Source organism: Nocardia sp. NPDC056952, from assembly GCF_042674185.1.
In the GTDB taxonomy this organism is placed as follows: domain Bacteria; phylum Actinomycetota; class Actinomycetes; order Mycobacteriales; family Mycobacteriaceae; genus Nocardia.
Genome location: NZ_JBHURA010000014.1, coordinates 114,219 through 140,276, shown reverse-complemented (window position 1 = coordinate 140,276; position 26,058 = coordinate 114,219). Strand labels below are relative to the sequence as shown.

The following is a 26,058-nucleotide window of genomic DNA, read 5'->3' as shown; positions in this document are numbered from 1 at the left end:
GATGCGCACTACCCGAGCTGAAGAAACCCCACGAGATCAGCCAGCTCTTCCGGCGTGTCGGGAAGGTACTCGGTGAGCAGGGGTGACCGGATGACGATGGCCTTCCACATCGCCCGGCAGAGCGTGGCATGGATGACCGTGCGCGACAACAGCGGCCGCATCCCGAAGGGCGCGTCGGCGGGGGTCGACGTGGTCATCGACAACAGGACCACCGCCGCTTCCCGACCACGGAAGCGGTCGGGAGTGCCCACCAGCACATCCTCGATCTTGGCACGGGCCAGCAGCGTCCGGATCCGCGCCACCTGGGCGGCGTACGGCGCGACCACGAAGATGTCATGCGGGTGGAGTTTGCGGGTTCCGCCGTCGGAGGTCCACGTTTCGCCGAGCAGGATCCGGACCTGGCGCACCACTTCGCGTGCCTCGGCATCGGATTCGGTGGCACTGCCGCGGTGCTCGACGAGCACCGTGCTCACCCCGGGCGCGATCCCCGCCAGATCCCTTGTCAGCGTGATGGCCTCGTCCGCGCGCAGCCGGCCGTCGTAGCAGCAGGCCGACACGGGCTCGCAGATCGCGGGGTGCATGCGCCAGGTCCGGTCGAGGAAGTAGCCGCGTTCGACGGGCAGGGTCCCCGCGCCCTCACACAGCCATTCCAGGGCCGAGACCTGCACGGGCTCCGGATGTTTCGCCTGTGCCCTGGCCGGGACCGGATCGCCGATCAGCAGCAGGTTGCGCGCGCTCACCGCGACCGCGACGGTGTCGGCCAGCGAGCATTCGCCCGCGTCGGCGATCACCAGCAGGTCGAGCGCGCCGGGCGCGATCAGTCGTTCGTCGACGAAATCCGCCGTGGTACCACCGATCACGCACCCGTTGACAGCGTTGTCCAGGAAGCGCGGGTACCGGGTGGCATCGATCGCCGACCAATCCGGACCGACCGAGGCGACGTCCTTCTTCGCCACGAGTTCGGGCAGCAGGCCGGCTTCCACGACCGCGTCGAAGATCCGCTCGATCACCGCGTGCGACTGCGCCACCACGCCGATCCGCCATTTGTGGCGGGTGACGAGCCGCTCGAGCGCGCGCCCGGTGATGCCGGTCTTGCCGGTGCCGGGCGGCCCGTGCACGGCCAGGTACGACGCGTCCAGTGCGCCGACCGCGTGGGCGAGGACGGCGCCGAGGTCGTCGTGGGGCTGCGGCAGCGCCATCCCGTCGCGCAGCCGGGGCGCGCGACGCAGCAGCACATCGTAGACCGCGTTCTCCGGCACCCACGGCAGGCTCATCAGCAGATCCTGAGCCGTGTGCTCCAGTGCGGCCTCGATCTCGGCCTCCCCGTCGGGCGGGCCGGGAGCGATGGCGGCGGGCAGGTCGTCGTAGGGCGGGCAGCCCGCCGGGAGCAGCTCTTCCAGCCGGACGGTGTCGTCGAAATTCGGGTCGACGGCGCACCCGAGCACGGTGGCGGTGGCGGTGGCGCGGCGGCCGAGCGTCTGGGTCATGCCCGCCGCGGCGGCACCGTCGTAGATGGTGACCATCTGCGTGCCCGGGGTGAGCGTCGCGCCCGTGCCCAACCTGCCGGTGAGCGTCAGGTAGCGGCGCATCGTCGGGAGTTGCGGCGTGCGATGCCATTTGGTGTCGACGGTGCCCCATTCGACGACGAGCACACCCGGTGCGTCGGCCCAGTCGCCGACCGGATGGCCGAGCCGATCGATATGGGCCCACCAGCGCGGCTGCCGTTCACGCCGGTGATAGCCCAGGACCGCGGCCGTCAGGGCGGCGGCGCGCGCCGAATCCCCTTGCGCGTCCGCGGCGAACTCGCTCAGCGCCGCTTCCAGCGAGCCGGGGTGCAGCGAGGGCGGCACATCGGATTCCGCGACGGCGAACCGGGTGCCCGGCACCGCGATTCCTGCCTCGGCCGCGCGGTCGAGCAGCCAGTCGCGGATGCCGAGGACCGTCGCCGCCCGACCGGGCGTGTCCGGCAGCAACGCGGCGAGTCCCGTTGCGTCGTAGGACTGTTCGCCGATCAGCAGCGCGGTGCGCACGATCGGCGCCAGGTCGACCAGCGCGCCCTCGGCCAACAGCTCGTCCAGCAGATCGGCGCCGGTGCCGAGCCTGCCCGCCCAATCGAGCAGCGCCGTGCGAATATCCGAACCGTAGTGGTACACACGCACATCCGGATCGGCCGCGCGATGCTCGGCGATGATCTCCAGCAGCTCCTCGAGCACTCCCCCGTCCTGCGTCGACGGGCCCGCGTGTTCGAGGCCGAGAGGGCTGCGCGGCACCGCGTCGACACCGGTCCGGCGCGGATCGGTGGCAGGCGGCTCCGCCGCGTCGTCGCCGATGGCCGCATCGTCGCCGATGACTATGCGCCCGAACGAGATGGTGTCCGCGTCGGCCGGATCGGCGCTGGGGTAGCCCGCCGCGTTCGCGGGTTCGACACCGCCGGGCCCGAAGACCACGGCATTGGTGTCCGTCGGACCGACGGGCATACGCGGCCGGTAGCTGACGCTGTTCGGCTGTTCCACACCGGCGACGACCGGCCGGAAGACGATGGTGGTGGCGTCGGCGAGTTCGAGGCCGGTCATGGCGCCGTGCCGGTCCAGGTCGATGACCAGGGCGAGGTCACCGGGGCGCGGTGCGGGCAGGGCCCCGAGCGCGGTGGCGTCGCGCAGGGTGAAGGCCGGGCGGCCGGTGCGTTCGCGGACGAGTTGGATATCGGCTTGTTTACGCAGGGCGGCCAGCGTGCGCGGAGCCAGTCCTGGGACAGGTGTGCTGGTGGTGGCGAGACGATCGATCGTGAGCACGCCGGCTTCCCGCAGCCTGGCCCGCTGGGTGGGCCGGATCCCCGCGACCAGCAACAGGTCTCGCGCATTCGCCGCCGCGGCACGGCAGCTCGGACACCGCCCGCACGCCAGATAGCGCGGGTCACCCCACTGGACCGGCAGCAATTCCGCCAGCTTGTCCTCGATGATGTGCTCCACGCGAGCCCGCCGCGCCGAATACACCGGCGCCAGTTCCGCGCTCACCTCACGCCGCACGCCCTCGGCGGTCCACAGATAGGCCGACGGATCGACTGCGATCCCCGCGTCGGCGAGTGCCTGCGCGCACGCCGCGAATTCGAGGCGCGCACTCAGTAATTCGCGAGCCGGATCGACCTTGACCGCCTGCACCGAAGCGGCGACGCGCTCGAAAGGCGTCCGGCCCGCGGCCAATTCGCGGCGCAGCACCCGGCTGTCGGCAGGAGATACCGCGCCGGATCCGACGAAACTACTGAACTCTTCGTCCCCCGATGTCAGATCATCGTGTGCCAACGGTGGCGTTCCCGCCGGACCGGCCGACACCGCAGCGTCCTCGACGTGCGACCACGCCGACGGCGCGTTCCCGCGACCGTCGCTACGATGCGGCGCACCGGGAACGCCGACCGAATACTCACCGAGCGCGCTGTGCACGGTGTAACCAGCGCGGCCACGGACCAGAAGGTCGGCACCACAGGCGAATCGACCGTCGAAGAACACCGCGCCGGAGATCGCCTCGGCGCCGGAACTCAGCGCTCGCGCGGTGTGCTCCGCGGCGGAGGTCAGCGCCGCGATCCTGGCCGCCGCGTCGCCACCGACCACCTCGGGCGACGGGATCCGGACCAGCCGGTCACCGAAGTGGTCGACCAGTTCGGCGGACGGTTCGGCCGTGCGTACCAGCGAGGCCGTCGTGTCGGGAACCCCGGGCAGATTGCCGAGAGCGGCGTCGATTCCGCGCAACACCGCGAACTCACAGTTCGCCGCGCGCGCGAGATCGCCGACGGCACCGACCACCCGATCACCGGACACGAACAAGCGCGGCCCTCCTGTGTTCACGCACACCCGACGCCCATCACCTTAACCAGCGCTGCGAGCGACCAGGGCACTACCCACGGACAGGACGAACGCGCCTGACCTCGGCCCCGGTGCGCACGAGCGGACTAGGTGCGCGGCTTACGCCGTTCGGTGCGCGGACGTGCCTCGCGGTCGCGGCGCGGGCCACGAGCGTTCAAACGCTGCGCCGGTGCGCCCTGGTCGGGCGTCAGCTGGATCAGCACACCGCTGATCCTGGTGCGCCGCAAGGCTTCCAGCGTTTCGTTGGGCAGGTTGGCAGGCAGCTCGACGAGGCTGTAGTCGGGCCGGATGCTGATGTGACCGAAATCGCTGCGACGCAGGCCGCCCTCGTTGGCGATGGCGCCGACGATCGCGCCGGGCACCACGCGGTGCCGCTTGCCGACGCTGATCCGGTAGGTGGCGAGTTCTTCGCCGTTCTCCCGGTTGAACGACGGCGGACGCGGTGCGCGGTCCTCGTCGTCGTAGCGGCGCGGTGCGCGCTCACGGTCGCGGTCGTAGTCACGCTCGCGGCGCGGGGCGGGCTCCGGCTCGGGCGGCATGAAGAAGTTGTCGCCGTCGTAGCCGCCCACGGCCAGTGCCGCGGCGATGTCGGCGAGCGGGGTGTTGTGCTCGGCCTCGTAGTCCTCGATCAGCTTGCGGAACAGCGCGATGTTGTCCGAGGCCAGGTTCTCGGTGATCGAGTCACCGAACTTGGAGGCACGCGTCGCGTTCACGTCGTCGACGCTCGGCAACTGCATCTCGGTGAGCGCGCTCTTGGTGGCCCGCTCGATCGACTTGAGCAGGTGACGCTCGCGCGGGGCGACGAACAGCAGGGCCTCGCCCGAACGGCCTGCCCGGCCGGTGCGGCCGATGCGGTGCACGTAGGACTCGGTGTCGTGCGGGATGTCGTAGTTGACGACATGGGAGATGCGGTCCACGTCGAGACCACGCGCGGCGACATCGGTGGCGACCAGGATATCGATGCCACCCGACTTCAGCTGGCCGATGGTGCGTTCACGCTGGTTCTGGGCGATGTCACCGTTGATCGCGGCGGCGGAGAAACCACGCGAGCGCAGCTTCTCGGCCAGCTCTTCGGTGGCCTGCTTGGTGCGCACGAAGATGATCATCGCCTCGAAGGTCTCGACCTCGAGCACGCGAGTGAGCGCATCGAGCTTGCGCTGATGCGACACCTGCACATAACGCTGGGTGATGTTGGAGCTGGTCTGAGTCGTGGACTTGACCGTGATCTCGACCGGATCGTTGAGGTACTGCTTGGAGATCTTGCGGATCACGCCCGGCATGGTGGCCGAGAACAGCGCGACCTGCTTGTCCTTGGGGGTGTCGCGCAGGATGCGCTCGACGTCTTCCTGGAAGCCCATCTTGAGCATCTCGTCGGCCTCGTCGAGCACCAGGTAGCGCAGCTGCGAAAGGTCCAGCGTGCCCTTTTCCAGGTGATCGATCACCCGGCCGGGCGTGCCGACCACGACGTGCGCGCCACGGCGCAGACCCGACAGCTGTACGCCGTAGCTCTGCCCGCCGTAGATCGGCAGCACGTGCAGACCCGGGATGTGCGAGGAGTATTTCCCGAACGCCTCGGCGACCTGGATCGCGAGCTCACGAGTCGGCGCGAGCACCAGGGCGCTCGGCTTCTTCTGCGCGGTGTCCAGGTTCATCAGGATCGGGATCGCGAATGCCGCGGTTTTGCCGGTGCCCGTCTGCGCGAGGCCCACCACGTCGGCGCCGGAGAGCAGCGGGGGAATCGTCGCCGCCTGAATCGGGGACGGCGACTCGTAGCCCACATCGGCGATGGCCCGCAGCACGCGGTCATCGATCCCGAGATCGGCGAAAGTCGGGCCGGTGTCGTTCCTGTCGTTGTCGGCAGGAACGCTGTCGACCTCATTTGTACTCATTGACCACGAGTTTACTGCCTGGCGGTAGCTGCCCCAACCACCAGGTGAATACGGTGAGACCTATGCAACTGCGCGACGGGTCAGCACATCAGGAACTTCAGCCGGTGACAGTAGGGATCGCGGTGGTCCAATTCGCCCCTGGAACCGACCCCGAAACCAATCTGTCGACCCTGCGAGAACACGTGCGGACGGCGGCCGCAGCGGGTGCTCGCGTGGTGCTCGCGCCCGAATACTCGATGTTCGCTGTGACTCGTCTCGATGAGCGGGTGGTGGCGATCGCACAACCGCTCGACGGTCCGTTCACCAGTGGACTCGCGGCGCTCGCCGCCGAATTCGGCGTATTCCTGGTTGCCGGTGTGGTGGAGTTGCCGTCACCGGGGGCGACCCGGATCAGTAATACCCTTGTCGCGCACGGGCCCGATGGCGCGCGCGTCGCGGTGTATCGCAAGGTGCATCTCTACGACGCGTTCGGTCATCTGGAATCGGATGTGGTGGAAGCGGGTCCGCTCGTCGCGCCTGTGACTTTCGCTGTCGACGGTGTGGTATTCGGCATGCAGACCTGTTTCGATCTGCGATTTCCGGAGGGGTGTCGGCGTGTTGCGGCGGCGGGCGCACACGTGTTGCTGCTGCCCGCGCAGTGGATTCCGGGACCGGCCAAAGTCGACCAGTGGACGACGCTGCTGCGGGCACGCGCCATCGAGAACACGGTGTACGTGGCCGCGGCCGATCAGTGCGCGCCACGCGGCGCGGGTTCGTCGATGATCATCGACCCGGCGGGCACGGTGCTGGCCGAGCTGGGCGATGAACCGGGCGTGGCCTCGGCAACGGTCGACACGGCGCATCTGGCCAGGGTGCGCACCGCCAATCCCAGCCTGTCGCTGCGACGGTTCACCATTTCCGAGGCGTCCGGAGCGGAGTAGCGTTCGAGGCGATGGTGTACCCGGATCGGGCAGCGGCGGGCCGCGCCCTCGGCACGGCCCTCGAACACCTGCGGACCACCCGTCCGCTGGTGCTCGGGTTGCCACGCGGGGGTGTGCCGGTGGCGGCGGCGGTGAGCGTGGCGATCGGCGGGGAACTCGATGTACTGCTGGTCCGCAAGCTGGGGCTGCCATCGCAGCCGGAGCTGGCGATGGGGGCGCTCGGGGAGAGCGGACTGCTGGTCCTCAATCGTGACGTCGTCGACCACAGCCGGGTGAGCGCCGAGGCGTTCGACGAGGTGGAACTGGCCGAGCGGGCCGAACTACGCCGCCGGCAGGCGATCCTGCGGGTCGGCGACCCGATTCCCCTGGCGCGGCGCACGGTGGTGCTCGTCGATGACGGGATCGCGACCGGGGCCACGATGGTGGCCGCGTGCCGGGTGGCGCGAGCGCAGCGGCCGGACCTGCTGGTGGTGGCCGTGCCGGTGTCCGCACCCGAGGCCGCGCGGCGGGTCGAGCGCGAATGTGATGAGCTCGTCTGCCTGTGGACGCCCGCCGACCTGGGCGGAGTCGGCATGGCGTACAGCGACTTTCACCAGCTCGACGACGACGAGGTCGTCGCGCTCCTGCGCTGAGGCGCGTGTCGGCCTCAGCCGAAGCACTGACCTTCGCCGCGATAGGTGGGAACCGTCGTGCGGGTGCCCGCCTCGTCGACCAGATGGAGCTCGGCGAAGCGTTCGCACAGTTCGCCCGCCTTGGCATGGCGGAACCAGACGCGATCACCGATCTCGAGTTCGGCGCCACCGGCCAGGGGCGTCTGGACCTCGCCCGCGCCTTCGGAGCCGAGCAGCTTCAGCCCCGCGGGCCACACCGGGACCGGGACGCGGCTCGGACCCGCGGGGCCCGACGCGATGTAGCCGCCCGCGAAGACGGTCGCGATGGTCGGTGCGGGTTTGCGCAGGACCGGGGTGGCGAAGAACAGCGCGGGGCGGGGTGTGAACGAGCGGTAGTGGTCGAACAGGGTCGGCACGTAGAGGCCGGAACCGGCGGTCACCTCGGTGACATCGGGATCGGTGATCGAGACCTCGATCGAACCGGTGCCACCGCTGTTGACGATCTCCAGCGGGCCCGTCACCGCGCGGACAGCGTCGACCACCCGGGTACGTCGGCGCCCGATTTCGAGTGCGGACAGACGTTTCACCACGCGCACCGCGGGGTTGCTGTCGGGCAGTCCGGCGATCTGCGACTCGTAGGTCATCACACCGACCACATCGAACCCGCGTCGCAGCGCTTCGGCGGCCAGCTCGGCGGCGTCCTCGGGGCTGCGCACGGGCGATCGCCGGGCACCCAGGTGCAGCGGGCCGATCCGCAAGGCCGCGTCGACGTCGAGGCAGACGCGGGGGTGGACCAGGTCGGTGCCGAGCGCGGCCCGGGTGAGTTCGAGCTGGGCGACATCGTCGATCATCAGCGTGATCGCCTCGCGCAGGGCCGGGGCGGCGGCCAGTTCGGCCAGCGCTGCCCGGTCGAGAACCGGGTACCCGAGCAGCACGTCGCGGGCGCCGAGGCGGACCAGCCAGATGGCCTCACGCAACGAGTACGCCATGATCCCGGCGAAGCCGTCGCGGGCGGTCAGCCCGTCGCCGAGCACGCGCTCGAGCACCGCCCGGCAGCGCACGGACTTGCTCGCCACCCGCACCGCGATGCCGTTCGCGCGCCGGACCAGGTCGGCGGCGTTGCGGTCGAGCGCGGTCAGGTCGACGGCGGCCAGCGGCGGGTCGAGCTCCGCGGTCGCCGCGTGCAGGTGGTGCAGCGATGTCGTCGGTGTCACACGACTACTGAACCACCTATTTGGTCAGTCGTCCAGCATTGCGGGTCAGCTTTCGACCGCCTTGAGCGTCAGGCAGCCGACCAGGTCGTCGATCACCACGAGGATCGTCTCGTCGTTGCCGTCGGCCAGCCAGCGCAGCACCGCGCCGTGGAACACCGAGACGAGGTAGCCCGCCACCGAGTCGACCGGCTCCAGCCATTGCGTGCCGGACAGGCGCGCGCACATCCCGAGGAAGTCGGCGGCCTCGTCGTCCATCTCGCGGAACATCGCGACGGCGGTCGGGTCGCCGATAGTGTCACCGGTCGGCGCCCACCGCAGACGCAAGGTCTGCAACGCGGCTTCATAGGCGGCTATTCGCCGGGCAGGCGCGGCCTTCACCAACGGCCAGTAGGTGCTGAGCCCGGCATGTAAGAACACCCGCAGCGCCCGAACGCCGGTAGCGTCCGAACTGGCGGCGGCTTGTTCGACGGCATCACATACGGCGGGCCGTAGCGAAATTTCAGTTAGTTCACGGCTGGCGCTCAACGACGACTCCTCGGCAACAAATATCGCTGCCCGCGGCGATGCGAGCTTGGTGGTCACCGAGCTCGATCTTAGAAGGTTTTCAGGATTCACGAACTGGTTCAGCCATCCTTTTCAGACTGAAAGATTGTTTTGTTATCCGAATGCGACCTTTTGTAAAACCGACCATACGGCCTCAATTTGTCGCATTCCTGGATATCCGACACCCCCGCGCCGGAATCCGCGCACTTGGTCGATTGTACAAGTAGGCCCTGGTCAGCTCCGTGGGTGTGAGCGACGACGCTGCGGAGGTGTGTGCGACAGCACAGTGGCACCCACCGGAACGGACGCAACACATCCGGTGACCGATCCGCGAACTCGGCGCGGCGGCGGCGGAGTCGCCGATAACCTGGTCAGGTGACTCTCTCGCCTCCTGCCGACCAGTTCGCCCTCAGCGGCACCTTCAATTTCCGCGATGTGGGCGGCCTTCGCACCGCCGACGGCACCACCGTTCGCCCCGGCGTCCTGCTGCGGTCGGCCCAGCTGAGCGGTCTCGACAACAAGGGGCACGACACCCTGCGTGAATTGCGGGTCACCGATGTGCACGATCTGCGCGGCATCGTGGAGATCGACCACATCGGCCACGACACCCTGCCCGGCGACGTACGGCTGCACGTGACGCCGTTCGATTCGCGAATGGAAGAGGCGCCACCGCACGAGGCGAAGACCGTCTCGGCCTTCGCGCACATGATCGAGGTCTACCGCGCCTTCCCGACGCTGCCCGAGGCGCACACCGCGATCGCCGAACTGGCCGGCTCGGTCGTGCGCGGCGACGGCGCGGTGCTGGTGCACTGCGCGGCGGGCAAGGACCGCACCGGCTGGGCCGTGGCCACCCTGCTGCGCGCGGTCGGCGTCACCGAGGAGGACGTGTACACCGACTTCCTGGCCAGCAACGCGGCGGTCGAACCGCTGCGCAGGCTGCTGGAGCCGAAGATCGGCAACGGCGACGCGCTCTCGGACGACCTGCTCGGCGTCCGCGAGGAATACCTGCGCACCGCCGACGCCAGCGTCCGCGAGACCCACGGCGACATCGAGACCTACCTCACCACGGTCGGCCTCACCGGCGACCTACGCGATGCCCTGCGGGCGCGCCTGCTCTGACAGCCCGGATCAGAGCCCGCTGACGCGACGGGTCGGGTCCACCCGAACCAGGCCGTCGGCATCGATACTGACGAAATCGCCGGTGTGGAACCAGCTTCCGCTGAAGCGGGCGGCCGACGCGTCGGGGTTGTTCCAGTAGCGGCGGCTGACATTCGGTCCGCGACACAGCAATTCGCCGTGGCCGGTGTCGGCCTGCGGCCCGGCCAGGGCCAATTCGGTTCCGCCGAAGGCGAATCCGAGGGCAGATCCGGCGTCGGCGCGCTCGGTATCGTCGACCACCAGGCCGATTCCACTGGTCTCGGTGGCCCCCCAGACCGACCACTGCTTGGCCGCGGGGAACAGCCCGCGCAGCGTGGCAGTGAGGGTGGCGGGGGCCGCCGCGGCGGCGCGTTCGGAGCGGTGACAGGCCTTGCTGATCCGGCGTACACCGGCGCCGGTACGGCGGGCGACGAGTTCGGGTACCAGCCCGGCGAGGATCCGCGGCGTCCCCGAGACGGTGTCGATCCGCTCCCGCACCAGCACATCGGCGAGACTGCGCGCACCCGGCGCGAGCACGACCGTGCCACCCACCGCGAAGGTGGGCAGCAGCTGATCCACGCACCCACTGGCATGGGCCAGCGGCAGCAACACCAGGTTGCGCAACCCGTCGGCGGGCAGCCCGAGCGCGCCGACCACCGACGACACCGCCGACAGCAGGTTCTCGTTGGACAGCTCCACACCCGCGGGCATGGACCGACGAGTCCCGGTGTAGCAGAGCAGCGCCGGATCATCCAGGGCCGCACCGTCGTCGATGTAGGCGGTGCTGTCGGGCAGCGGTCCGTCGGGACCGAGGACGAAATCTGCTCTGCTGTCGGCGATCACGCGGTCGGCGATCGCGGCGGGCAGGGCGTCGGGCACCAGCACCGGCACCGCACCCGAGAGCAACGCACCGAGAAACGCCTGCACCCAGCGCGCACTGGTCGGCATGTGCACCGCGACCCGATCGCCGTAGCCGATGCCGTGGGCCTGCAGGCCGCCCGCGATCCGCGAGGCGCTGTGCCAGAGTTCGCGGTAGGTCAGCCGTGGCCCCCCGACCTCGACGACCGCTTCCCGATTCGTGAACGAGTGCACGCGCAGGTCCAGCAGTTCGGTGAGGGCCGGGCTGAGGTCGCCGTAGCGCAGCACGCCGTCGGAGCCCCGCCGCAGCTGCGTTGCCGCACTGGTGGCGGGGAACTCGAAGACGGCCGCGCCCGGTTCGTGCTCGCCATGACCCATCCGGACCTCCGTACGTCGATACAGCCGCACCTGTGACTATATGACGTGGATCACATCGCTGTCAGGCACTCGGCGCGCTCATTCGCCGCGATAGGTCGCCTTTCCCGGTCCGATATCGAGGAAGCTGCGGACCGCGCCGCGCAGGTCCGCGGTGCCGAACAGCTCGCCCGAGACCTCCGGCGTCACCGAATCAGCGTGTGCCACACCGTCGGAACGCCACGCCTCGATGATCTGCTTGGTCGCCGCGTGCGCGCGTGTCGGGCCGTCGGCGAGACGGGTGACCAGCGCGCGAGCCTCGGTCTCCAGGTCCTCGTGGACCGCGTTGACCACGCCCCACTCGGCCATCGTCGCGGCGGGGTAGAGGTCGCCGGTCATCACGAACTCGCGGGCGCGGCCCGAACCCGCCCGCTCGGCGAGCCGCTGCGGCCCGCCCATCGACGGCGTGAGCCCCACCACGGTCTCCACCAGCCCGAACTTCGCCTTCGGCGCGGCCAGGATGATGTCGCAGGCCAGCGAGATCTCGAAGGCGGCGGTCAGGGTCAGCCCGTGCGCGGCGAACACCACCGGGCACGGCAGCGCTTCCAGGGGGTGGATGATCTGCTCGAACAGCTCACGCCACAGCTGCGCGCCCTCCTCGACGGTTCGGCCGTCGAAGATGTTCACGTCGACCCCGCCCGAGACGACCTTGCCTTCGGCCCTGATCAGCAACGCCCGCGGCGGCAGCTTGCGCACCGCGGCGATATCGGCGATCAGCGACGCGATGAGTGTGCGATCGAACAGGTTCAGCGGCGGGTGGTCGAGGGTGATCGTCGCGAACTCGGCACCGGCCTCGGTGAAATCGCGGATGAGTCGGGTTGGCTGGTTTTCACTCATCGGGTCAGCGTAGAACCCGGGCCCGCGGCCGACAGAGCTAGTCGGACCGGCCGACCGGAATCGGTCGCGCACGTCACGGAACCGCGGGCTGTCGGTGGTCGTTGGCAAGATGAGCTCTGGGGTACGCAAGTGCCCTACAGTTCGACTCGTTGGGGCGAAGAGGAGGACGACGCCGTGTTCAAGAACGCGATCGAAAAAGCCGTGGTCGATGTGCTCGACACCGGGTCAAAGCTGCAGGCGCCGGCCGTACGCCGCTATGTCGAGTTCCTGCGTGAGCGTCATCCCGGGGAGAGTCCGGCCCAGATCGTGACACGGCTCGAGAAGCAGTATCTGCTTGCCGTCACCGGCAGTGGCGCCGCGGTCGGCGCCACCGCGGCGGTGCCCGGGGTCGGCACGATCGCCGCACTCGGGGCCGTGAGCGCCGAGACCGTGTTCTTCATGGAGGCGTCGGCGCTGTTCACCCTGGCCCAGGCCGCGGTGCACGGCATCGAGCCCGAGAACAAGGAAGCCCGGCGCGCGCTGGTGCTCGCGGTCGTGCTCGGCGACGCCGGAATAGCGATCGTGCAGAAGGGGCTGAGCACCCAGTCGAAGAACTGGGCGGGCGCGCTGGCAGGCAAAGTTCCCGGCCTCGGCGGGATCAACAGCAAACTGCTGCAACAGTTCATGAAGCGGTTCATCACCAAGCGCGTCGCGCTGATGGCGGGCAAAGTGCTGCCGGCGGGCATCGGCGCCGCCATCGGTGGTGCGGGCAACCGGGCGCTGGGCAAGGTCACCATCGAGAACGCGCACAAGGCCTTCGGTCCCGCGCCGACGATGTGGCCCACCCCGCTGCACAACGTGATCGATGCCGATCCGCTGCCCGCGATCGGCACCGGCAAGGTGAACAAGAAGTGAGCAGGAGCCGCGGCGGTAACGCTGTGCTGGTGCGTGGCGTCGGCAAACAGTTCGGTCCGGTGAGCGCGGTCCACGAGATCGACTTCGCCGTCCCGGCGGGGTCGGTCACCGCGCTCGTCGGTCCCGCGGGGGCGGGCAAGTCGACGGTGCTGCGGATGGTGCTGGGTCTCCAGCAGCCGACCACCGGCGATATCGAGGGCCCCGGCCATGGTCCCGCCGCGGTCGGGGCGGTACTGAGCCCCCGTGGGCTGCATCCGGCACGCACCGTGCGCGAGCAGCTGCGGTGCTACGCGCCGGTCGCGGGCGCTTCCCGTCGTCGGGCCGCCGCGGTGCTCGACGAGACCGGGCTCACCGCCGTCGCCGAAACCGCTGTGGCGCAGCTGCATCCGGGTCAGCAGACGCGTCTGGCCCTGGCCATGGCGTTGCTGGCCGATCCCCCGCTGCTGGTGCTCGACGATCTGTTCGCGGGTGCGAACAGCATCGAACGCGGCTGGCTGCACGAGCTGCTGCGCCGCCACGTGAACCGCGGCGGCACCGTGCTGGTGAGTTCGGACGCACTGGCCGATGTGGTGGCGAGCGCCGATCAACTCGTGGTGCTCAGCGAAGGCACTGTCGTCTGGCAGGGCGCACCGGCCAAGCTGCGCCGCGGCCACCCCGACCGGCTCGTCGTCGCCGCGTCCCCGTCCATCGCACTGGCGACCGCACTGGCGGGCCGGGGCTTCACCGACGCGGTGATGCGCCCCGACGGCCGGCTGGCCGTGGCGGAGGCGGACGAGGCCACCATCCGTGCCGTCGCGGAGCTCGCGCAGGTCCGGATCGGCAGCATCGTGGCCGATCCCATCCACCCCGACCGGGTGCTCGCCTCGCTCACCAAACCCCGCCGTCACCGGCACACCGTGCCCACGCCGAATCCCGCCGCGTACGCCCCGGCGCCGACCTCGTATGGGATGCCCCGATGACCACCTCCGTGCTGCCCGCCGATCTCGTTCCCGGTATCGACACCGAGGCGCGCAAGGTCGTCGCGCTGCGGCAGACCCGATTGCTGCTGGCCGCGCCGATCGCGCTGGCGCTGGTCGCGACGTTGATCACCGCGATCATGTCCGGGCCCGCCGATCCGAAGGGTCAGCCCGCGACCGGCGCCGCCACGGTCGGGCTCTACCTCGGGATGATCGCGGCGTTCGTGGTCGCCGCACTGCTCGGCATCGCCTCCACCGGAGGTGAGTACCGGCACAAGACCATGGCGCTGAGCGTGCTGTTCGCGCCCGATCGCGACCGGCTGGTCACCGTGAAGTATCTCGCCACCGCCGCGTTCGCCTTCGCTGTCGCGCTGGCCGCCGAACTGGTGAGCTTCCTCGTCCTGCTCGTCGCGGCGCGCGGCAAGTTCGAACTGGGCTGGCAATTGATCGAGGTGCTCGCCGCCGGGCTGCTGGTCGCCATGTGCTGGGCGGTGCTGGGCGCCGGAATCGGGCTGCTGCTGCGCACCTTCAGCGGCGCGGTGTGGCTGGTGCTCGGCTGGGCGTTCGCGCTCGAACCGCTGATCTGGGTGGTGGCCAAGGGTTTCGGCGCGGGCTGGTTGGCCGCGCTGCTGCCCGTCTCGGCCACGGTGGCCGGAGTGAGCGCGGGCTCGTTCGACGAGGCCGAGGTCTTCGCACCGACACCGGCGGCCCTGGTGGTACTGCTGCTGTGGACCGCAGCGGTCGGCGCCGCGGGGTGGTGGGACCTGCGCAACCGAGACCTGTAGTGCCCGCGACCGCGGGTTCGCCGGGCTGGATCCGCAGGCTCTGGCGCCTGTGCCTGGAACATCCCCGGCTGCTGGCGGGCATCGTGGTCTCGGTGCTGGCGGGTGCGGCCGTGGCGATCGCCGCACCGCTGGCCACCAAACGCGCGGTCGACGCCGCGCAGGTGGGCGACACCGCGGTGATCGGTACTGCCGCCGCCCTGCTCGCCGGGCTGGCCGTGACCCGGTTCGTCGTCACGTTCGCGCGCAGGCTCTGGGCGGGCAAACTGTCGCTGGAAGTGCAACACAGCCTGCGGATTTCGCTGCTCGCCGCCCTCCAGCGGCTCGACGGCGCGGGTCAGGACGCGATCCGCACCGGACAGGTGGTGTCGCGGTCCATCACCGATCTGCAACTGGTGCAGGGACTGCTGGCGATGGTGCCGTGGTCGGGACTGGCCGTGTTGCAGTTCGTGCTGTCGGCGGTGGTGATGGTGTGGCTGAGTCCGCCGCTGGCGCTGGCCGCGCTGCTGGTCGCGCCCGCGATGGCGCTGATCGTGTTGCGGATGCGGCCCCGGCTCTACGCGGCGACCTGGTCGGCCCAGCAGCGCGCGGCCGACCTCGCCGAACACGTCGAGCAGACGGTGACCGGAGTCCGGGTGGTGAAGGGATTCGGGCAGGAATCCCGGATGGTCGACATCCTCGAAGACCACGGCCGGCTGCTGTTCGCCGAGCGGATGCGCGCCGCGCGGATCAACGCCAGGTTCGCGCCGGTGGTGTCGGCGCTGCCGCAGGCCGGGCTGGTCGCGGTGATCATCGTGGGCGGGGTGCTCGCCTCGCACGGCGCGATCGGCATCGGCACCTTCCTCGCGTTCACCGCCTACCTCGCCACCATGACCTCCTCGGCCCGCACGATCACCTCGGTGGTGATCATGGGTCAGCTCACCAAGGCCGCCGTCGACCGGGTCTTCGGGGTGATCGACGCGGCGCCGATACTCGTCGATCCAGAAGACCCCACCGAGCTGCCGCCGGGACCACTCGGGATCGAATTCGATGCTGTGAGCTTCGGTTTCGAACCGGATCAACCGGTGTTGCAGGAACTCGATCTCACCGTGCGCCCCGGCGAGACGGTGGCGGTGATCGGCCCGGCGGGCTCGGGCAAGTCCACGCTCTCCCTGCTGCTCCCCCGCTTCTACGCACCCGATACGGGCCGGATCAACCTCGTCGGCGCCGACGGCACCCGCGTCGACCTGGCCGAGCTGCGCGCCGACGAGCTGCGCGGCGCGGTCGGTGTCGTCTTCGACGATCCTTTCCTGTTCTCCGACACCATCGCCGCCAACATCGCGCTCGGCAGGCCCGACGCCACCGACGCGGAGATCGTGGCCGCCGCGAGGGCCGCTGCCGCGGACGAATTCATCGCCGCACTGCCGGAGGGCTACGACACCGTCATCGGCGAACGCGGGCTGACGCTCTCGGGCGGTCAACGCCAGCGCATCGCCCTGGCCAGGGTGCTGCTCACCCGTCCCCGCGTGCTGGTGCTCGACGATGCCACCTCCGCGGTGGACGCCGTCACCGAAGCCGAGATCTTCCGCCGGCTGCCCGATCCGGGCGGGCGGACCACGCTGATCCTGGCGCACCGCGAATCGACGCTGGCCCAGGCCGACCGTGTCATCCGGCTGCCCGCACCCACCGGTTCGGTGGTGCCGACGGCCACCGACCCGACCACCCCTCGCGACGACGCGGGCAAACCCCGATCCATGTCGTCGGCGTCGACCGACCTCAGCGAAACGCCGGAACTGCGCGCCGCGGTCGACGCACTGCCACCGGCCACCGAAGACCCCGCCCTGCCCGGCGACCTGCGCGCACCCCAACCCGATTTCGGCCTGCGCGCGCTGCTGCGCCCGGTTCGCGGCCTGGTGTGTGTGGTCGTGTTGCTGCTCGTCGTCGACGCGCTGGTCGGGATCGCCTTCCCGCCGCTGGTCCGCTATGCCATCGACACCGGTGTCACCGCGGGCGACGACACCGCGCTGCTCGTCTCGGCGGTGATCGGGATCGGTCTGGTGCTGACCGGCCTGGTGGTCGGCGCCGTGGTCACCGTTCTCACCGCGCGCACGGGCGAGCGCGTGCTGTTCGGTCTGCGGGTGCGCAGTTACGCCCAGTTGCAGCGGCTCGGCCTCGACTTCTACGAGCGCGAACTGTCCGGCCGCATCATGACCAGGATGACCACCGACGTCGACGCGCTGTCGACGTTCCTGCAGACCGGGGTCGCCACCGGGCTGGTCGCGCTGATCACCCTGATCGGCGTCGCCCTCGGGCTGTTCTTCATCGATGCCGGGCTGGCCGTGGTGGTCCTGATCGCCGTCGCGCCGATGCTGCTGGCCACCCTCGCCTTCCGGCGGGTGTCCTCGGTCGCCTACACCGTCTCGCGTGAACGGGTCTCGGTGGTCAACGCCGGATTCCAGGAGAACATCGCGGGCCTGCGCGCCGTGCAGGCCGCCCGCTACGAGCCTGCCGCCGCGCGGCGTTTCGCCGAATACTCCCACCGCTATCGCGATGCCAGGATCCGCGCCCAGCGCGCGATCGCGGCCTATTTCTCCTTCGGCCTGGCCTGGGCCGACGTGGCCTTGGCCGTGGTGGTCTATCTGGGCGCCAACGCTGTCGCCGACGGGCGCACGTCCACCGGAACGCTCGTCGCGTTCGTGCTCTACCTCGGTCTGCTGTTCAGTCCCATCCAGGATCTGTCCCAGGTCTTCGACGGCTACCAGCAGGCCAGGGTCGGACTTCGGCGCATCGGCGACCTGCTGCGCACCACGTCGTCGATCGCCGCCGACCCACCCGATGCGATATCCGTCGATCGCCTGCGCGGTGAGATCACCTTCGACGACGTTCACTTCCGCTACCCCGGTGCGAGCGCCCCCGCCCTCGACGGCGTCACCTTCACCGTCGCGCCCGGCGCGACGCTGGCACTGGTGGGCCCGACCGGCGCGGGCAAGTCGACGATCGTGAAGCTGCTGGCCCGTCTCTACGACCTCCCACCCGACCCGGCGGCGGGCGCGATCCGGGTCGACGGTGTGGATCTTCGTAAATATGTCCTCACCGAGTACCGGACGCGGCTGGGAATTGTGCCCCAGGAAGTTCACTTGTTCACCGGCGACGTGGCGAGCAACATTGCATTCGGGCAAACATTTGCCACATCGGTGGACATCGCGATCGCGGCCGACACCGTCGGGGCTTCGGAAATGATCAATGGTTTACCTCGGAAAATGCGTCATCCGGTCGGTGAACGCGGCCGCGGGCTGTCCGCCGGACAGCGCCAGCTGATCGCCTTGGCCAGGGCCGAACTGGTCGATCCCGACCTGCTGCTCCTCGACGAGGCCACCTCCACCCTCGACCCGGAAACCGAGGCATCGGTGCTGGTAGCGAGCCGATCGCTGACACGGGGCCGGACCACCGTGGTGGTCGCGCATCGACTCGCGACCGCGGCGCGCGCCGATCTGGTTGCGGTGGTCGAACACGGCCGTATCGTGGAATTCGGCGCACCGTCAGACCTACTCGCCAGTAACGGCCGGTACTCCCGACTCTGGGCGGCGGGGCTGGAGGCAGAGGGCATAGTGTCGACCCAAGACCGGTAGCGACGCCTGTCAACCGCTGGGCATATGCTCGGTGAGGGCGCATCGGCAGCCATCCGCTGATTCCCCTGCCGGGCACGTCACAAACGTCGCAGCGCGAAGAACGAAATGAGGCGAACACCAGCTGTGAGCAGCTCAACTTCCCAGTTCGGACAGAACCAGTGGCTAGTCGACGAGATGTATCAGAAGTTCAAACAGGACCCGTCCTCGGTCGACGCGAGTTGGCACGAGTTTCTCGCGGATTACACGCCGGAAGCCACCGAATCCGCTAACAGCCAGGCACCGGTCGCCTCCTCCGCTCCCTCAGCAGCCGCAGCCCCCAAGGCGGCCGCTGCGCAGACCCCGGCTCCCAAAGCCGTGGTAGCGACGGCACCGCCCAAGCCCCCCGCGGCTTCGGCTCCGCCCGCCGCTCCGGCTCCGGCTCCGGCTCCGGCCGCCAAGACCGTGCGTGCGCCGCAGACCACACCTGCACCGGTGTCGAACGCACCGGCCACCACCGCACCCAAGGCTGCCGCCGCCGGTCCGGAGAACAAGGTGCTGCGCGGCCCCGCCGCCGCGATCGCCAAGAACATGTCGGCCTCGCTGACGATCCCCACCGCGACGTCGGTGCGCGCGATCCCGGCCAAGCTGATGATCGACAACCGTCTGGTGATCAACAACCACCTCGCCCGCACCCGCGGCGGCAAGATCTCGTTCACCCACCTGCTGGGTTACGCGATCGTGCAGGCGATCAAGACGTTCCCGAACCTGAACCGCCACTTCGCCGAGATCGACGGCAAGCCGAACTCGGTCACCCCGGCCCACACCAACCTGGGCCTGGCGATCGACCTCCAGGGCAAGGACGGCAACCGATCGCTGGCCGTGGCCGCCATCAAGGAAACCGAAGACATGAGCTTCGGTCAGTTCCACGCGGCCTACGAGGACGTCGTGCGCCGGGCACGCGAGGGCAAGCTCGGTAACGACGACTTCTCCGGCGTCACCATCTCGCTGACCAACCCCGGCACCATCGGCACCGTCCACTCGGTGCCGCGCCTCATGCCGGGCCAGGGCGCGATCATCGGCGCCGGTGCGATGGAGTACCCCGCCGAGTTCCAGGGCATGAGCGACGAGCGGATCGCCGACATCGGCGTCGGCAAGCTGATGACGCTGACCTCGACCTACGACCACCGCATCATCCAGGGCGCCGAGTCGGGCGACTTCCTGCGCACCATCCACAACCTGCTGATCTCCGACGAGTTCTACGACGAGATCTTCCACGGCCTCGGCGTGCCGTACGAGCCGATCCGCTGGCGCAAGGACATCAGCGCGCGCGGCGTCGACAAGAGCGCGCGGGTGCTCGAGATGATCGCGGCCTACCGCAACCGCGGCCACCTGATGGCCGACACCGATCCGCTGCGCCTGGTCAAGGACAAGTTCCGCAGCCACCCCGACCTCGACGTCACCGAGCACGGCCTCACCCTGTGGGACCTGGACCGCACCTTCGACGTGGGCGGTTTCCACGGCCAGGAGCGGATGAAGCTGCGCGACGTGCTGTCGATCCTGCGTGACGCGTACTGCCGCCACGTCGGCGTGGAGTACACCCACATCCTCGAGACCGATCAGCTCAAGTGGATGCAGGATCGGGTCGAGCAGAAGCACGTCAAACCGACTGTCGCGCAGCAGAAGTACATCCTGAACCGGCTCAACGCGGCCGAGGCGTTCGAGACCTTCCTGCAGACCAAGTACGTCGGCCAGAAGCGTTTCTCGCTCGAAGGCGCCGAAGCCGTCATTCCGATGATGGACGCCACCATCGACCAGTGCGCCGAATACGGCATGGACGAGGTCGTCATCGGCATGCCGCACCGCGGTCGCCTCAACGTGCTCGCCAACATCGTCGGCAAGCCGTACTCGAAGATCTTCACCGAGTTCGAGGGCAACATGAACCCGGCGGCCACCCACGGCTCCGGCGACGTGAAGTACCACCTCGGTGCGCACGGCCAGTACCTGCAGATGTTCGGCGACAACGAGATCGAGGTCTCGCTCACCGCGAACCCCTCGCACCTGGAGGCGGTCGACCCCGTCCTCGAGGGCCTGGTGCGCGCCAAGCAGGACCTGCTCGACAAGGGCGACGGCCCCGACGGCTTCTCGGTGATGCCGCTGATGCTGCACGGCGACGCCGCGTTCGCCGGTCAGGGCGTGGTCGCCGAGACGCTGAACCTGTCGGGTCTGCGTGGTTACCGCGTGGGCGGCACCATCCACATCGTGGTGAACAACCAGATCGGCTTCACCACGGCGCCGGAGAACAGCCGCTCCACCGAGTACTCCACCGACATCGCGAAGTTCATCGGCGCGCCGATCTTCCACGTCAACGGTGACGACCCGGAGGCCTGCGACTGGGTCGCACGCCTCGCGGTCGACTTCCGGCAGAAGTTCCGCAAGGACGTCGTCATCGACCTCGTCTGCTACCGCCGTCGCGGGCACAACGAGGGTGACGATCCCTCGATGACCCAGCCGGAGATGTACGACATCATCGACACCAAGCGTTCGGTGCGTAAGGCGTACACCGAATCGCTGATCGGCCGTGGCGACATCTCCATGAAAGAGGCCGAGGACGCGCTGCGCGACTACCAGGGTCAGCTGGAGCGTGTGTTCAACGAGGTCCGCGAGCTGGAGAAGTACGTTCCGGAGCCGTCGGAGTCCGTCGAGGACGACCAGAAGGTGCCCGCCACCGTGGTCACCGCGGTCGACAAGTCGGTGCTGCAGCGCATCGGTGACGCGTTCCTGAACACTCCCGACGGTTTCAACGTGCACCCGCGCGTGAAGCCGGTGCTGGAGAAGCGTCGCGAGATGGCCTACGAGGGCAAGGTGGACTGGGCTTTCGCCGAGCTGCTCGCCTTCGGTTCGCTGATCGACCAGGGCCACGATGTGCGCCTGACCGGTCAGGATTCGCGGCGCGGCACGTTCACCCAGCGTCACTCGGTGATCATCGACCGGATCAACGCCGTCGAGTACACCCCGCTGCACAACATCGGTTCGGAGAAGCCGGGTTGGTTCGCGGTGCACGACTCGGCGCTGAGCGAGTACGCCGCTGTCGGTTTCGAATACGGCTACTCCCTGGGCAACCCCAACGCACTCGTGTTGTGGGAGGCGCAGTTCGGTGACTTCGTCAACGGCGCCCAGTCGATCATCGACGAGTTCATCTCCTCCGGTGAGGCCAAGTGGGGCCAGCTCTCCGACGTGGTGCTGCTGCTGCCGCACGGCCACGAGGGTCAGGGTCCCGACCACACCTCCGGTCGCATCGAGCGGTTCCTGCAGCTGTGCGCTGAGGGCTCGATGACCGTGGCGGTGCCGTCCACCCCGGCGAACTACTTCCACCTGCTGCGCAGGCACGCGCTCGACGGGATCCGTCGTCCGCTGATCGTCTTCACGCCGAAGTCGATGCTGCGCAACAAGGCCGTGGTGTCCGATGTCAAGGACTTCACCGAGTCGAAGTTCCGTTCGGTGTTCGACGAGCCCACCTACGAACAGGGCATCGGCGACACCGCCAAGGTCAAGCGCATCCTGCTGACCTCGGGCAAGCTCTACTACGAGCTGGCCGCGGAGAAGGCCAAGCACAAGCGCGAAGACGTGGCGATCGTCCGGATCGAACAGCTCTACCCGATCCCGACGTACCGCCTCAACGAGGCGCTGGCCAAGTACCCGAACGCGACCGACATCGCCTGGGTCCAGGAAGAACCGGCCAACCAGGGCGCATGGCCCTTCTTCGGCCTCAACCTCCCCGAGGTGCTGCCCGAGCGCCTGGGCCGTCTGCGCCGCATCTCGCGTCGTGCCATGTCGGCGCCGTCCTCGGGTTCGTCGAAGGTGCACGCCGTGGAGCAGGCCGAGATCATCGGCGAGGCTTTCGAGCCGACCACGTAAGTTCTTCTCGCACAACGGCGAACGCCGGGTGGATCATCGCGATCCGCCCGGCGTTCGCCGTTTCCGGACACTGCGGCGAGACATCGGTCACAGAGTTCTCTTATCCGGGTGGCAACGGTGCCACAGTGTGCCCCGGTAATGTCCGGCGCGAACTACCCCAAGGGGCCCGCCCTGATCTGGACTGAGTGGAGGGTGCGACGAAGGAGTGCCCGGAGGGAGGGAAGATCAGGGGCCCGAAGGGCCCCGCTCGAGCGCGCCAGCGCTCAGAAAACACAGGAGCGTGGCATGGCGAACGGACGTAACGGATACCTGCTGTTGGGCGGGATCGCGTCGGTGGGAGCGGGCGCCGTGCATTTCATGGCGGCGGGCATGCACACCGAACACGCCACCCTGGCGCGGTTGATGGTGGTGCTCGCCGCGATCCAGTGCGCGACCGGGCTGGCGGTCTTGCTGAGCGAGCGCAAGGTGGTTGTGAGTTCGATGCTCGCGGTGAATGCCTTCGCCGCCGCGGTGTGGGCGTTCACCCGGTTCGCCGATGTGGGGTGGATCGCCGGGTTGACCGCGGAGTCACCGCAGGTGGCCGACACCGTGTGCGCGGTGTTGGGTGCGCTGGCCGCCGTCGCCGCGGGCATCGGCCTGCTCCGTCCCACCGCGACCCTGCCGCCGATGCGGTCCGGGATCGCGGCCGCGGCCGTGGGGGTGCTGGCGCTGGCGGCGATGCTCAACGGTGTCGGGCACGTCCACAGTCACGGCGACACCGGCGATCACGCGCATGCCGGGGGCGACGACCACGCACACGGCGCGGGCGACGACCACGGCACCGAGGCGAACTGGCCGCGACCGTGGGATCCCACGAAGCCGATCGACCTGTCGGGTGTCGCCGGTGTGACGTCCGACCAGCAGTCGCGCGCGACCAACCTGGTGCGCAGCACGCTCGACGGCCTGCCCGCCTTCTCGGATGTGAACACCGTTGGCGCCCTGGGCTTCCGCTCGATCGGCGACGCGGCCACCGGGTACGAGCACTACATCAACATGAGCTACATCCGCGACAACAACTTCCTCGACCCCGCCCACCCGGAGTCGCTGGTCTATCGGGTCGACGGAACCAACCGCACCCTCGTGTCGGCGATGTACATCGCCAACGGCAAGAAGATCGACGACCCGGGCCTGGTGGACTTCGGCGGTTCCCTGATGCAGTGGCACGTCCACGACAATCTCTGCTGGAAGGCGGGCGACAACGGCCCCGTGGTCGCCGGTGTCCTCGACGCCCAGGGCAATTGCCCGCCCAACTCCATCAACCCCGGCGCGGGCAATCCGATGGTGCACGTCTGGATCGCCCCGCATCAGTGCGGTCCGTTCGCGGCGCTCGAAGGTCATGGTGCGGGCCAGGCGAGCGCCGACGGCCGGCGCACCGACACTTGCGGCCACGACCACGGCGGCGGCCACAAGTAAGCGAATACCTCTCAGCCGGGCTGGACCCAGCGGCGCAGGGCGTCGATCGTGGATTCCGGAGACGTGTTGAAACAGAAGCGGATTCCGGGCGCGAGGTCGGACGCGACATTGATCAAGCGCTCGAACAGCAGAGTGTGTTCGGGCGCCATCCGTACGCCCGCACCGATCATCGCGACCCGGAACTCCCCGCCCGCCGCGCATTCGCGCAGGACCGCTTCGGCCGCGTCGGGGTCGGCCGGGACCTGGCAGGAGACGATGTCGAAACCTGCTTCGCGCAACGCGGTTTCGCCTGCGGCGATGCGCGCGGTCAGGGTGGCTTCGTCGATCTGCGGGTAGCGCGTGTAGTCGACGGCGCTGGGGTGCAGACCGATCGACAGCACCGTGCTCGTCTTCGGTTGTGCCACTGGGCTCTCCGTTCTCATCAGATAGGTGGTGATGCCGAGGCCGGCGAGCACCGCCACGAGCAGGGCGCCCGCTCTCACCACGACGTGGGGCCCGTTCGGTCGAAGAATCCGCCGGTCGGGCCGTCCCGGTCGGCCGTCGCCACGGCGACGACGGCGTCGGTGCCCTCGGTGACGGTCTGGAAACCACTGTGCCCGTTGAGGTCGGTGGCGGTGTAGCCGGGATCGATCGCGTTGACCTTCATCTCGCCGAGTTCGCTCGCGTACATGACGGTGAGCATGTTCAGCGCCGCCTTGGTGCTCGGGTAGCCGAAGGCGGGCGGCAGCAGGCCCTGCCACTTCGGGTCGGTGACCGTCGCGATCGAGCCGACACCGCTGGAGACCATCACGATGCGGGGATGGTCGGACAACCGCAGCAGCCCCACGAACGCGTTCGTCACCCGGACCGGTCCGAAGACGTTGGTCTCGAACACTGCTCGCAGATCGTCGGGCCCGGTCTCGGAGGGTGCGCTGCGCGGACCTCCGATGCCCGCGTTGTTGATGAGCACGTCGAGGCGGCCCGCGGTGGCCTTCACGATGTCGGCGGCCGCGGCGACGGACTCGTCGGAGGTCACATCGAGCGGGACGAATCGAACGTCGAAACCGGCCGCGGTGAAGTCGGCGGCGGCGGCCTCGCCGAGTGCGGTGTCGCGGGCGGCGAGGAACACCTGCCAGCCGGCTGCGGCCAGCCGGCGCACCGTTTCCCGGCCGAGTCCCTTGTTGGCCCCGGTGACCAGGGCGATCGTTGTCGTCATGGCTCCAGAGTCACGCCGATGCGGCCCGGTCTCCAGTGCTGCCTCGGCATAGGACCGGCGGTACCACCCCTGATCCGCTGTCCTGCGGCACCATGGGAGGGGTGGACAGAGCGGAATTGGCGACGGTATTGCGCACCGCGCGTTCCCGGCTGACCCCCGCCGACGCGGGCCTGCCGGGCGGGTCACGCAGGCAGGTCCCCGGATTGCGGCGCGAGGAAGTGGCGAGCCTGGCCGGGGTGAGCGTCGACTACATCGTGCGGTTGGAGCAGGGTCGCGGACCGAAACCGTCGGAACAGGTGCTCGGCGCGCTGACCAGGGCGCTGCGGCTCACCGATGTCGACCGCGATCTCGTCTTCCGGCTCGCCGGGTCGGAACCGCCGCAGGCCGGGCGGATTCCGATGGTGATCCGCCCCAGCGTGCTGCGGCTGCTGGATCGCCTGGCCGATCTGCCGGTGCTCGTGCTCTCGGCAAAATCCGATGTTCTTGCCTGGAATCCCTTGTCGGCGGCGCTGCTCGGTGATTTCTCCGCGATCCCGGTGGCCCAGCGCAACATCATGTGGCAGCGCTTCCTCGGCACCGGCATGGGCCGGGTCGTAATGACACCCGAGGAGGCCGACAGCAACGCGGCCGCCTGCGTGGGCTGCCTGCGCGCGGTCAAAGCGACCTACCCCGACGACCCCGGCCTGACCCGCCTGCTCACCGAACTACGCACCGGCAGCCCAGAATTCGAGTCACTCTGGCAGGCGGGCCGTTCCAGCGCCATGCACAGCCTCACCAAAACCATCGCCCACCCCCACCTCGGCGCCCTCACTCTCGACTGCGACGCCATGCACGTCCCCGACACCGACCAAACCATCATCATCTACTCCGCCACCCCCCACACCCACACCGCGACCGCCCTCGACCTCCTCCGCGTAACCGGCCTCGAATCCTTCGCGACACCGCTCACCGAATAACCGATGGCCACCACAGGGCTGCTCGGATACGGTGCGTTACT

At 69.2% G+C, this 26,058-nt stretch carries 18 protein-coding genes; 10 read left to right on the top strand and 8 right to left on the bottom strand.

The features are described 5' to 3' along the window. Positions 1–8 precede the first annotated feature (8 nt). Both ACFTS5_RS31820 and ACFTS5_RS31815 read right to left on the bottom strand, forming a co-directional pair. Complete coding sequence (locus tag ACFTS5_RS31820) at positions 9–3,812, bottom strand: AAA domain-containing protein (protein ID WP_378638454.1); 3,804 nt, start codon at positions 3,810–3,812, stop codon at positions 9–11. Positions 3,813–3,943: 131 nt separating this feature from the next. After that, positions 3,944–5,746 (bottom strand): DEAD/DEAH box helicase, encoded by a 1,803-nt coding sequence (locus ACFTS5_RS31815; RefSeq protein WP_378638383.1) that lies wholly within the window; start codon positions 5,744–5,746, stop codon positions 3,944–3,946. Between the two features lie 62 nt (positions 5,747–5,808). Here ACFTS5_RS31815 and ACFTS5_RS31810 point away from each other — a divergent pair, with 62 nt between their 5' ends. Further along, complete coding sequence (locus ACFTS5_RS31810; protein WP_378638381.1) at positions 5,809–6,666, top strand: carbon-nitrogen hydrolase family protein; 858 nt, start codon at positions 5,809–5,811, stop codon at positions 6,664–6,666. Between the two features lie 11 nt (positions 6,667–6,677). Further along, on the top strand, positions 6,678–7,298 hold the full coding sequence (locus ACFTS5_RS31805; RefSeq protein ID WP_378638379.1) for a phosphoribosyltransferase: 621 nt from the start codon (positions 6,678–6,680) through the stop codon (positions 7,296–7,298). A gap of 14 nt (positions 7,299–7,312) precedes the next feature. Here ACFTS5_RS31805 and ACFTS5_RS31800 read toward each other — a convergent pair whose 3' ends face one another. Together ACFTS5_RS31800 and ACFTS5_RS31795 are read right to left on the bottom strand one after the other, a co-directional pair. Next, a complete protein-coding gene (locus tag ACFTS5_RS31800) occupies positions 7,313–8,491 on the bottom strand; it encodes an amino acid deaminase/aldolase (RefSeq protein ID WP_378638376.1) in 1,179 nt (392 codons plus the stop codon). A 45-nt stretch (positions 8,492–8,536) separates the two neighbouring features. Then, on the bottom strand, positions 8,537–9,106 hold the full coding sequence (locus ACFTS5_RS31795) for a TetR family transcriptional regulator (protein WP_378638373.1): 570 nt from the start codon (positions 9,104–9,106) through the stop codon (positions 8,537–8,539). Between the two features lie 303 nt (positions 9,107–9,409). Between ACFTS5_RS31795 and ACFTS5_RS31790 the strand changes: the two genes are divergently transcribed. Then, positions 9,410–10,153: a tyrosine-protein phosphatase gene (locus ACFTS5_RS31790; protein WP_378638370.1), complete on the top strand. Its 744-nt coding sequence runs from the start codon at positions 9,410–9,412 to the stop codon at positions 10,151–10,153. Between the two features lie 9 nt (positions 10,154–10,162). Here the strand turns inward: ACFTS5_RS31790 and ACFTS5_RS31785 are convergent, their stop codons facing one another. Together ACFTS5_RS31785 and ACFTS5_RS31780 are read right to left on the bottom strand one after the other, a co-directional pair. Then, complete coding sequence (locus ACFTS5_RS31785) at positions 10,163–11,407, bottom strand: class I adenylate-forming enzyme family protein (protein WP_378638367.1); 1,245 nt, start codon at positions 11,405–11,407, stop codon at positions 10,163–10,165. 78 nt (positions 11,408–11,485) lie between these two features. Beyond that, complete coding sequence (locus tag ACFTS5_RS31780) at positions 11,486–12,280, bottom strand: enoyl-CoA hydratase/isomerase family protein (RefSeq protein WP_378638364.1); 795 nt, start codon at positions 12,278–12,280, stop codon at positions 11,486–11,488. A gap of 174 nt (positions 12,281–12,454) precedes the next feature. Between ACFTS5_RS31780 and ACFTS5_RS31775 the strand changes: the two genes are divergently transcribed. The 6 genes from ACFTS5_RS31775 to ACFTS5_RS31750 all read left to right on the top strand — a co-directional run bounded on the left by ACFTS5_RS31775 (position 12,455) and on the right by ACFTS5_RS31750 (position 23,866). Beyond that, a complete protein-coding gene (locus ACFTS5_RS31775) occupies positions 12,455–13,174 on the top strand; it encodes a hypothetical protein (protein WP_378638451.1) in 720 nt (239 codons plus the stop codon). After that, positions 13,171–14,133 carry an ATP-binding cassette domain-containing protein gene (locus ACFTS5_RS31770; RefSeq protein WP_378638361.1) on the top strand — a complete coding sequence of 321 codons (963 nt, stop codon included), beginning with the start codon at positions 13,171–13,173 and terminating at the stop codon, positions 14,131–14,133. Before ACFTS5_RS31775 ends, ACFTS5_RS31770 begins: the two co-directional genes overlap by 4 nt. Beyond that, positions 14,130–14,915 (top strand): ABC transporter permease subunit, encoded by a 786-nt coding sequence (locus ACFTS5_RS31765; RefSeq protein WP_378638358.1) that lies wholly within the window; start codon positions 14,130–14,132, stop codon positions 14,913–14,915. Before ACFTS5_RS31770 ends, ACFTS5_RS31765 begins: the two co-directional genes overlap by 4 nt. Then, the gene (locus ACFTS5_RS31760; protein ID WP_378638356.1) at positions 14,915–18,520 is read left to right on the top strand and encodes an ABC transporter ATP-binding protein; all 3,606 of its coding nucleotides are present in this window, start codon (positions 14,915–14,917) and stop codon (positions 18,518–18,520) included. The genes ACFTS5_RS31765 and ACFTS5_RS31760 overlap by 1 nt, the downstream gene beginning before the upstream one ends. Positions 18,521–18,625: 105 nt before the next feature. Beyond that, positions 18,626–22,414 carry a multifunctional oxoglutarate decarboxylase/oxoglutarate dehydrogenase thiamine pyrophosphate-binding subunit/dihydrolipoyllysine-residue succinyltransferase subunit gene (locus ACFTS5_RS31755; protein WP_378638353.1) on the top strand — a complete coding sequence of 1,263 codons (3,789 nt, stop codon included), beginning with the start codon at positions 18,626–18,628 and terminating at the stop codon, positions 22,412–22,414. Positions 22,415–22,699: 285 nt separating this feature from the next. Beyond that, on the top strand, positions 22,700–23,866 hold the full coding sequence (locus tag ACFTS5_RS31750; RefSeq protein WP_378638350.1) for a hypothetical protein: 1,167 nt from the start codon (positions 22,700–22,702) through the stop codon (positions 23,864–23,866). A gap of 11 nt (positions 23,867–23,877) precedes the next feature. Here the strand turns inward: ACFTS5_RS31750 and ACFTS5_RS31745 are convergent, their stop codons facing one another. Together ACFTS5_RS31745 and ACFTS5_RS31740 are read right to left on the bottom strand one after the other, a co-directional pair. Next, positions 23,878–24,351, bottom strand: a complete 474-nt coding sequence (locus ACFTS5_RS31745) for a hypothetical protein (protein WP_378638348.1) — start codon at positions 24,349–24,351, stop codon at positions 23,878–23,880. Beyond that, a complete protein-coding gene (locus ACFTS5_RS31740) occupies positions 24,345–25,061 on the bottom strand; it encodes an SDR family NAD(P)-dependent oxidoreductase (RefSeq protein WP_378638345.1) in 717 nt (238 codons plus the stop codon). Before ACFTS5_RS31740 ends, ACFTS5_RS31745 begins: the two co-directional genes overlap by 7 nt. Before the next feature lie 101 nt (positions 25,062–25,162). Between ACFTS5_RS31740 and ACFTS5_RS31735 the strand changes: the two genes are divergently transcribed. Continuing rightward, positions 25,163–26,017, top strand: a complete 855-nt coding sequence (locus ACFTS5_RS31735; protein WP_378638343.1) for a helix-turn-helix transcriptional regulator — start codon at positions 25,163–25,165, stop codon at positions 26,015–26,017. Positions 26,018–26,058 lie beyond the last annotated feature (41 nt).

What these genes read in the sequence shown, in the direction of transcription:
- ACFTS5_RS31815 (WP_378638383.1), bottom strand. Translation starts at nt 5,746, where the DNA reads ATGAGTACAAATGAGGTCGACAGCGTTCCTGCCGACAACGACAGGAAC.
- ACFTS5_RS31810 (WP_378638381.1), top strand. Translation starts at nt 5,809, where the DNA reads ATGCAACTGCGCGACGGGTCAGCACATCAGGAACTTCAGCCGGTGACA.
- ACFTS5_RS31805 (WP_378638379.1), top strand. Translation starts at nt 6,678, where the DNA reads ATGGTGTACCCGGATCGGGCAGCGGCGGGCCGCGCCCTCGGCACGGCC.
- ACFTS5_RS31785 (WP_378638367.1), bottom strand. Translation starts at nt 11,407, where the DNA reads ATGGGTCATGGCGAGCACGAACCGGGCGCGGCCGTCTTCGAGTTCCCC.
- ACFTS5_RS31780 (WP_378638364.1), bottom strand. Translation starts at nt 12,280, where the DNA reads ATGAGTGAAAACCAGCCAACCCGACTCATCCGCGATTTCACCGAGGCC.
- ACFTS5_RS31765 (WP_378638358.1), top strand. Translation starts at nt 14,130, where the DNA reads ATGACCACCTCCGTGCTGCCCGCCGATCTCGTTCCCGGTATCGACACC.
- ACFTS5_RS31755 (WP_378638353.1), top strand. Translation starts at nt 18,626, where the DNA reads ATGAGGCGAACACCAGCTGTGAGCAGCTCAACTTCCCAGTTCGGACAG.
- ACFTS5_RS31750 (WP_378638350.1), top strand. Translation starts at nt 22,700, where the DNA reads ATGGCGAACGGACGTAACGGATACCTGCTGTTGGGCGGGATCGCGTCG.
- ACFTS5_RS31740 (WP_378638345.1), bottom strand. Translation starts at nt 25,061, where the DNA reads ATGACGACAACGATCGCCCTGGTCACCGGGGCCAACAAGGGACTCGGC.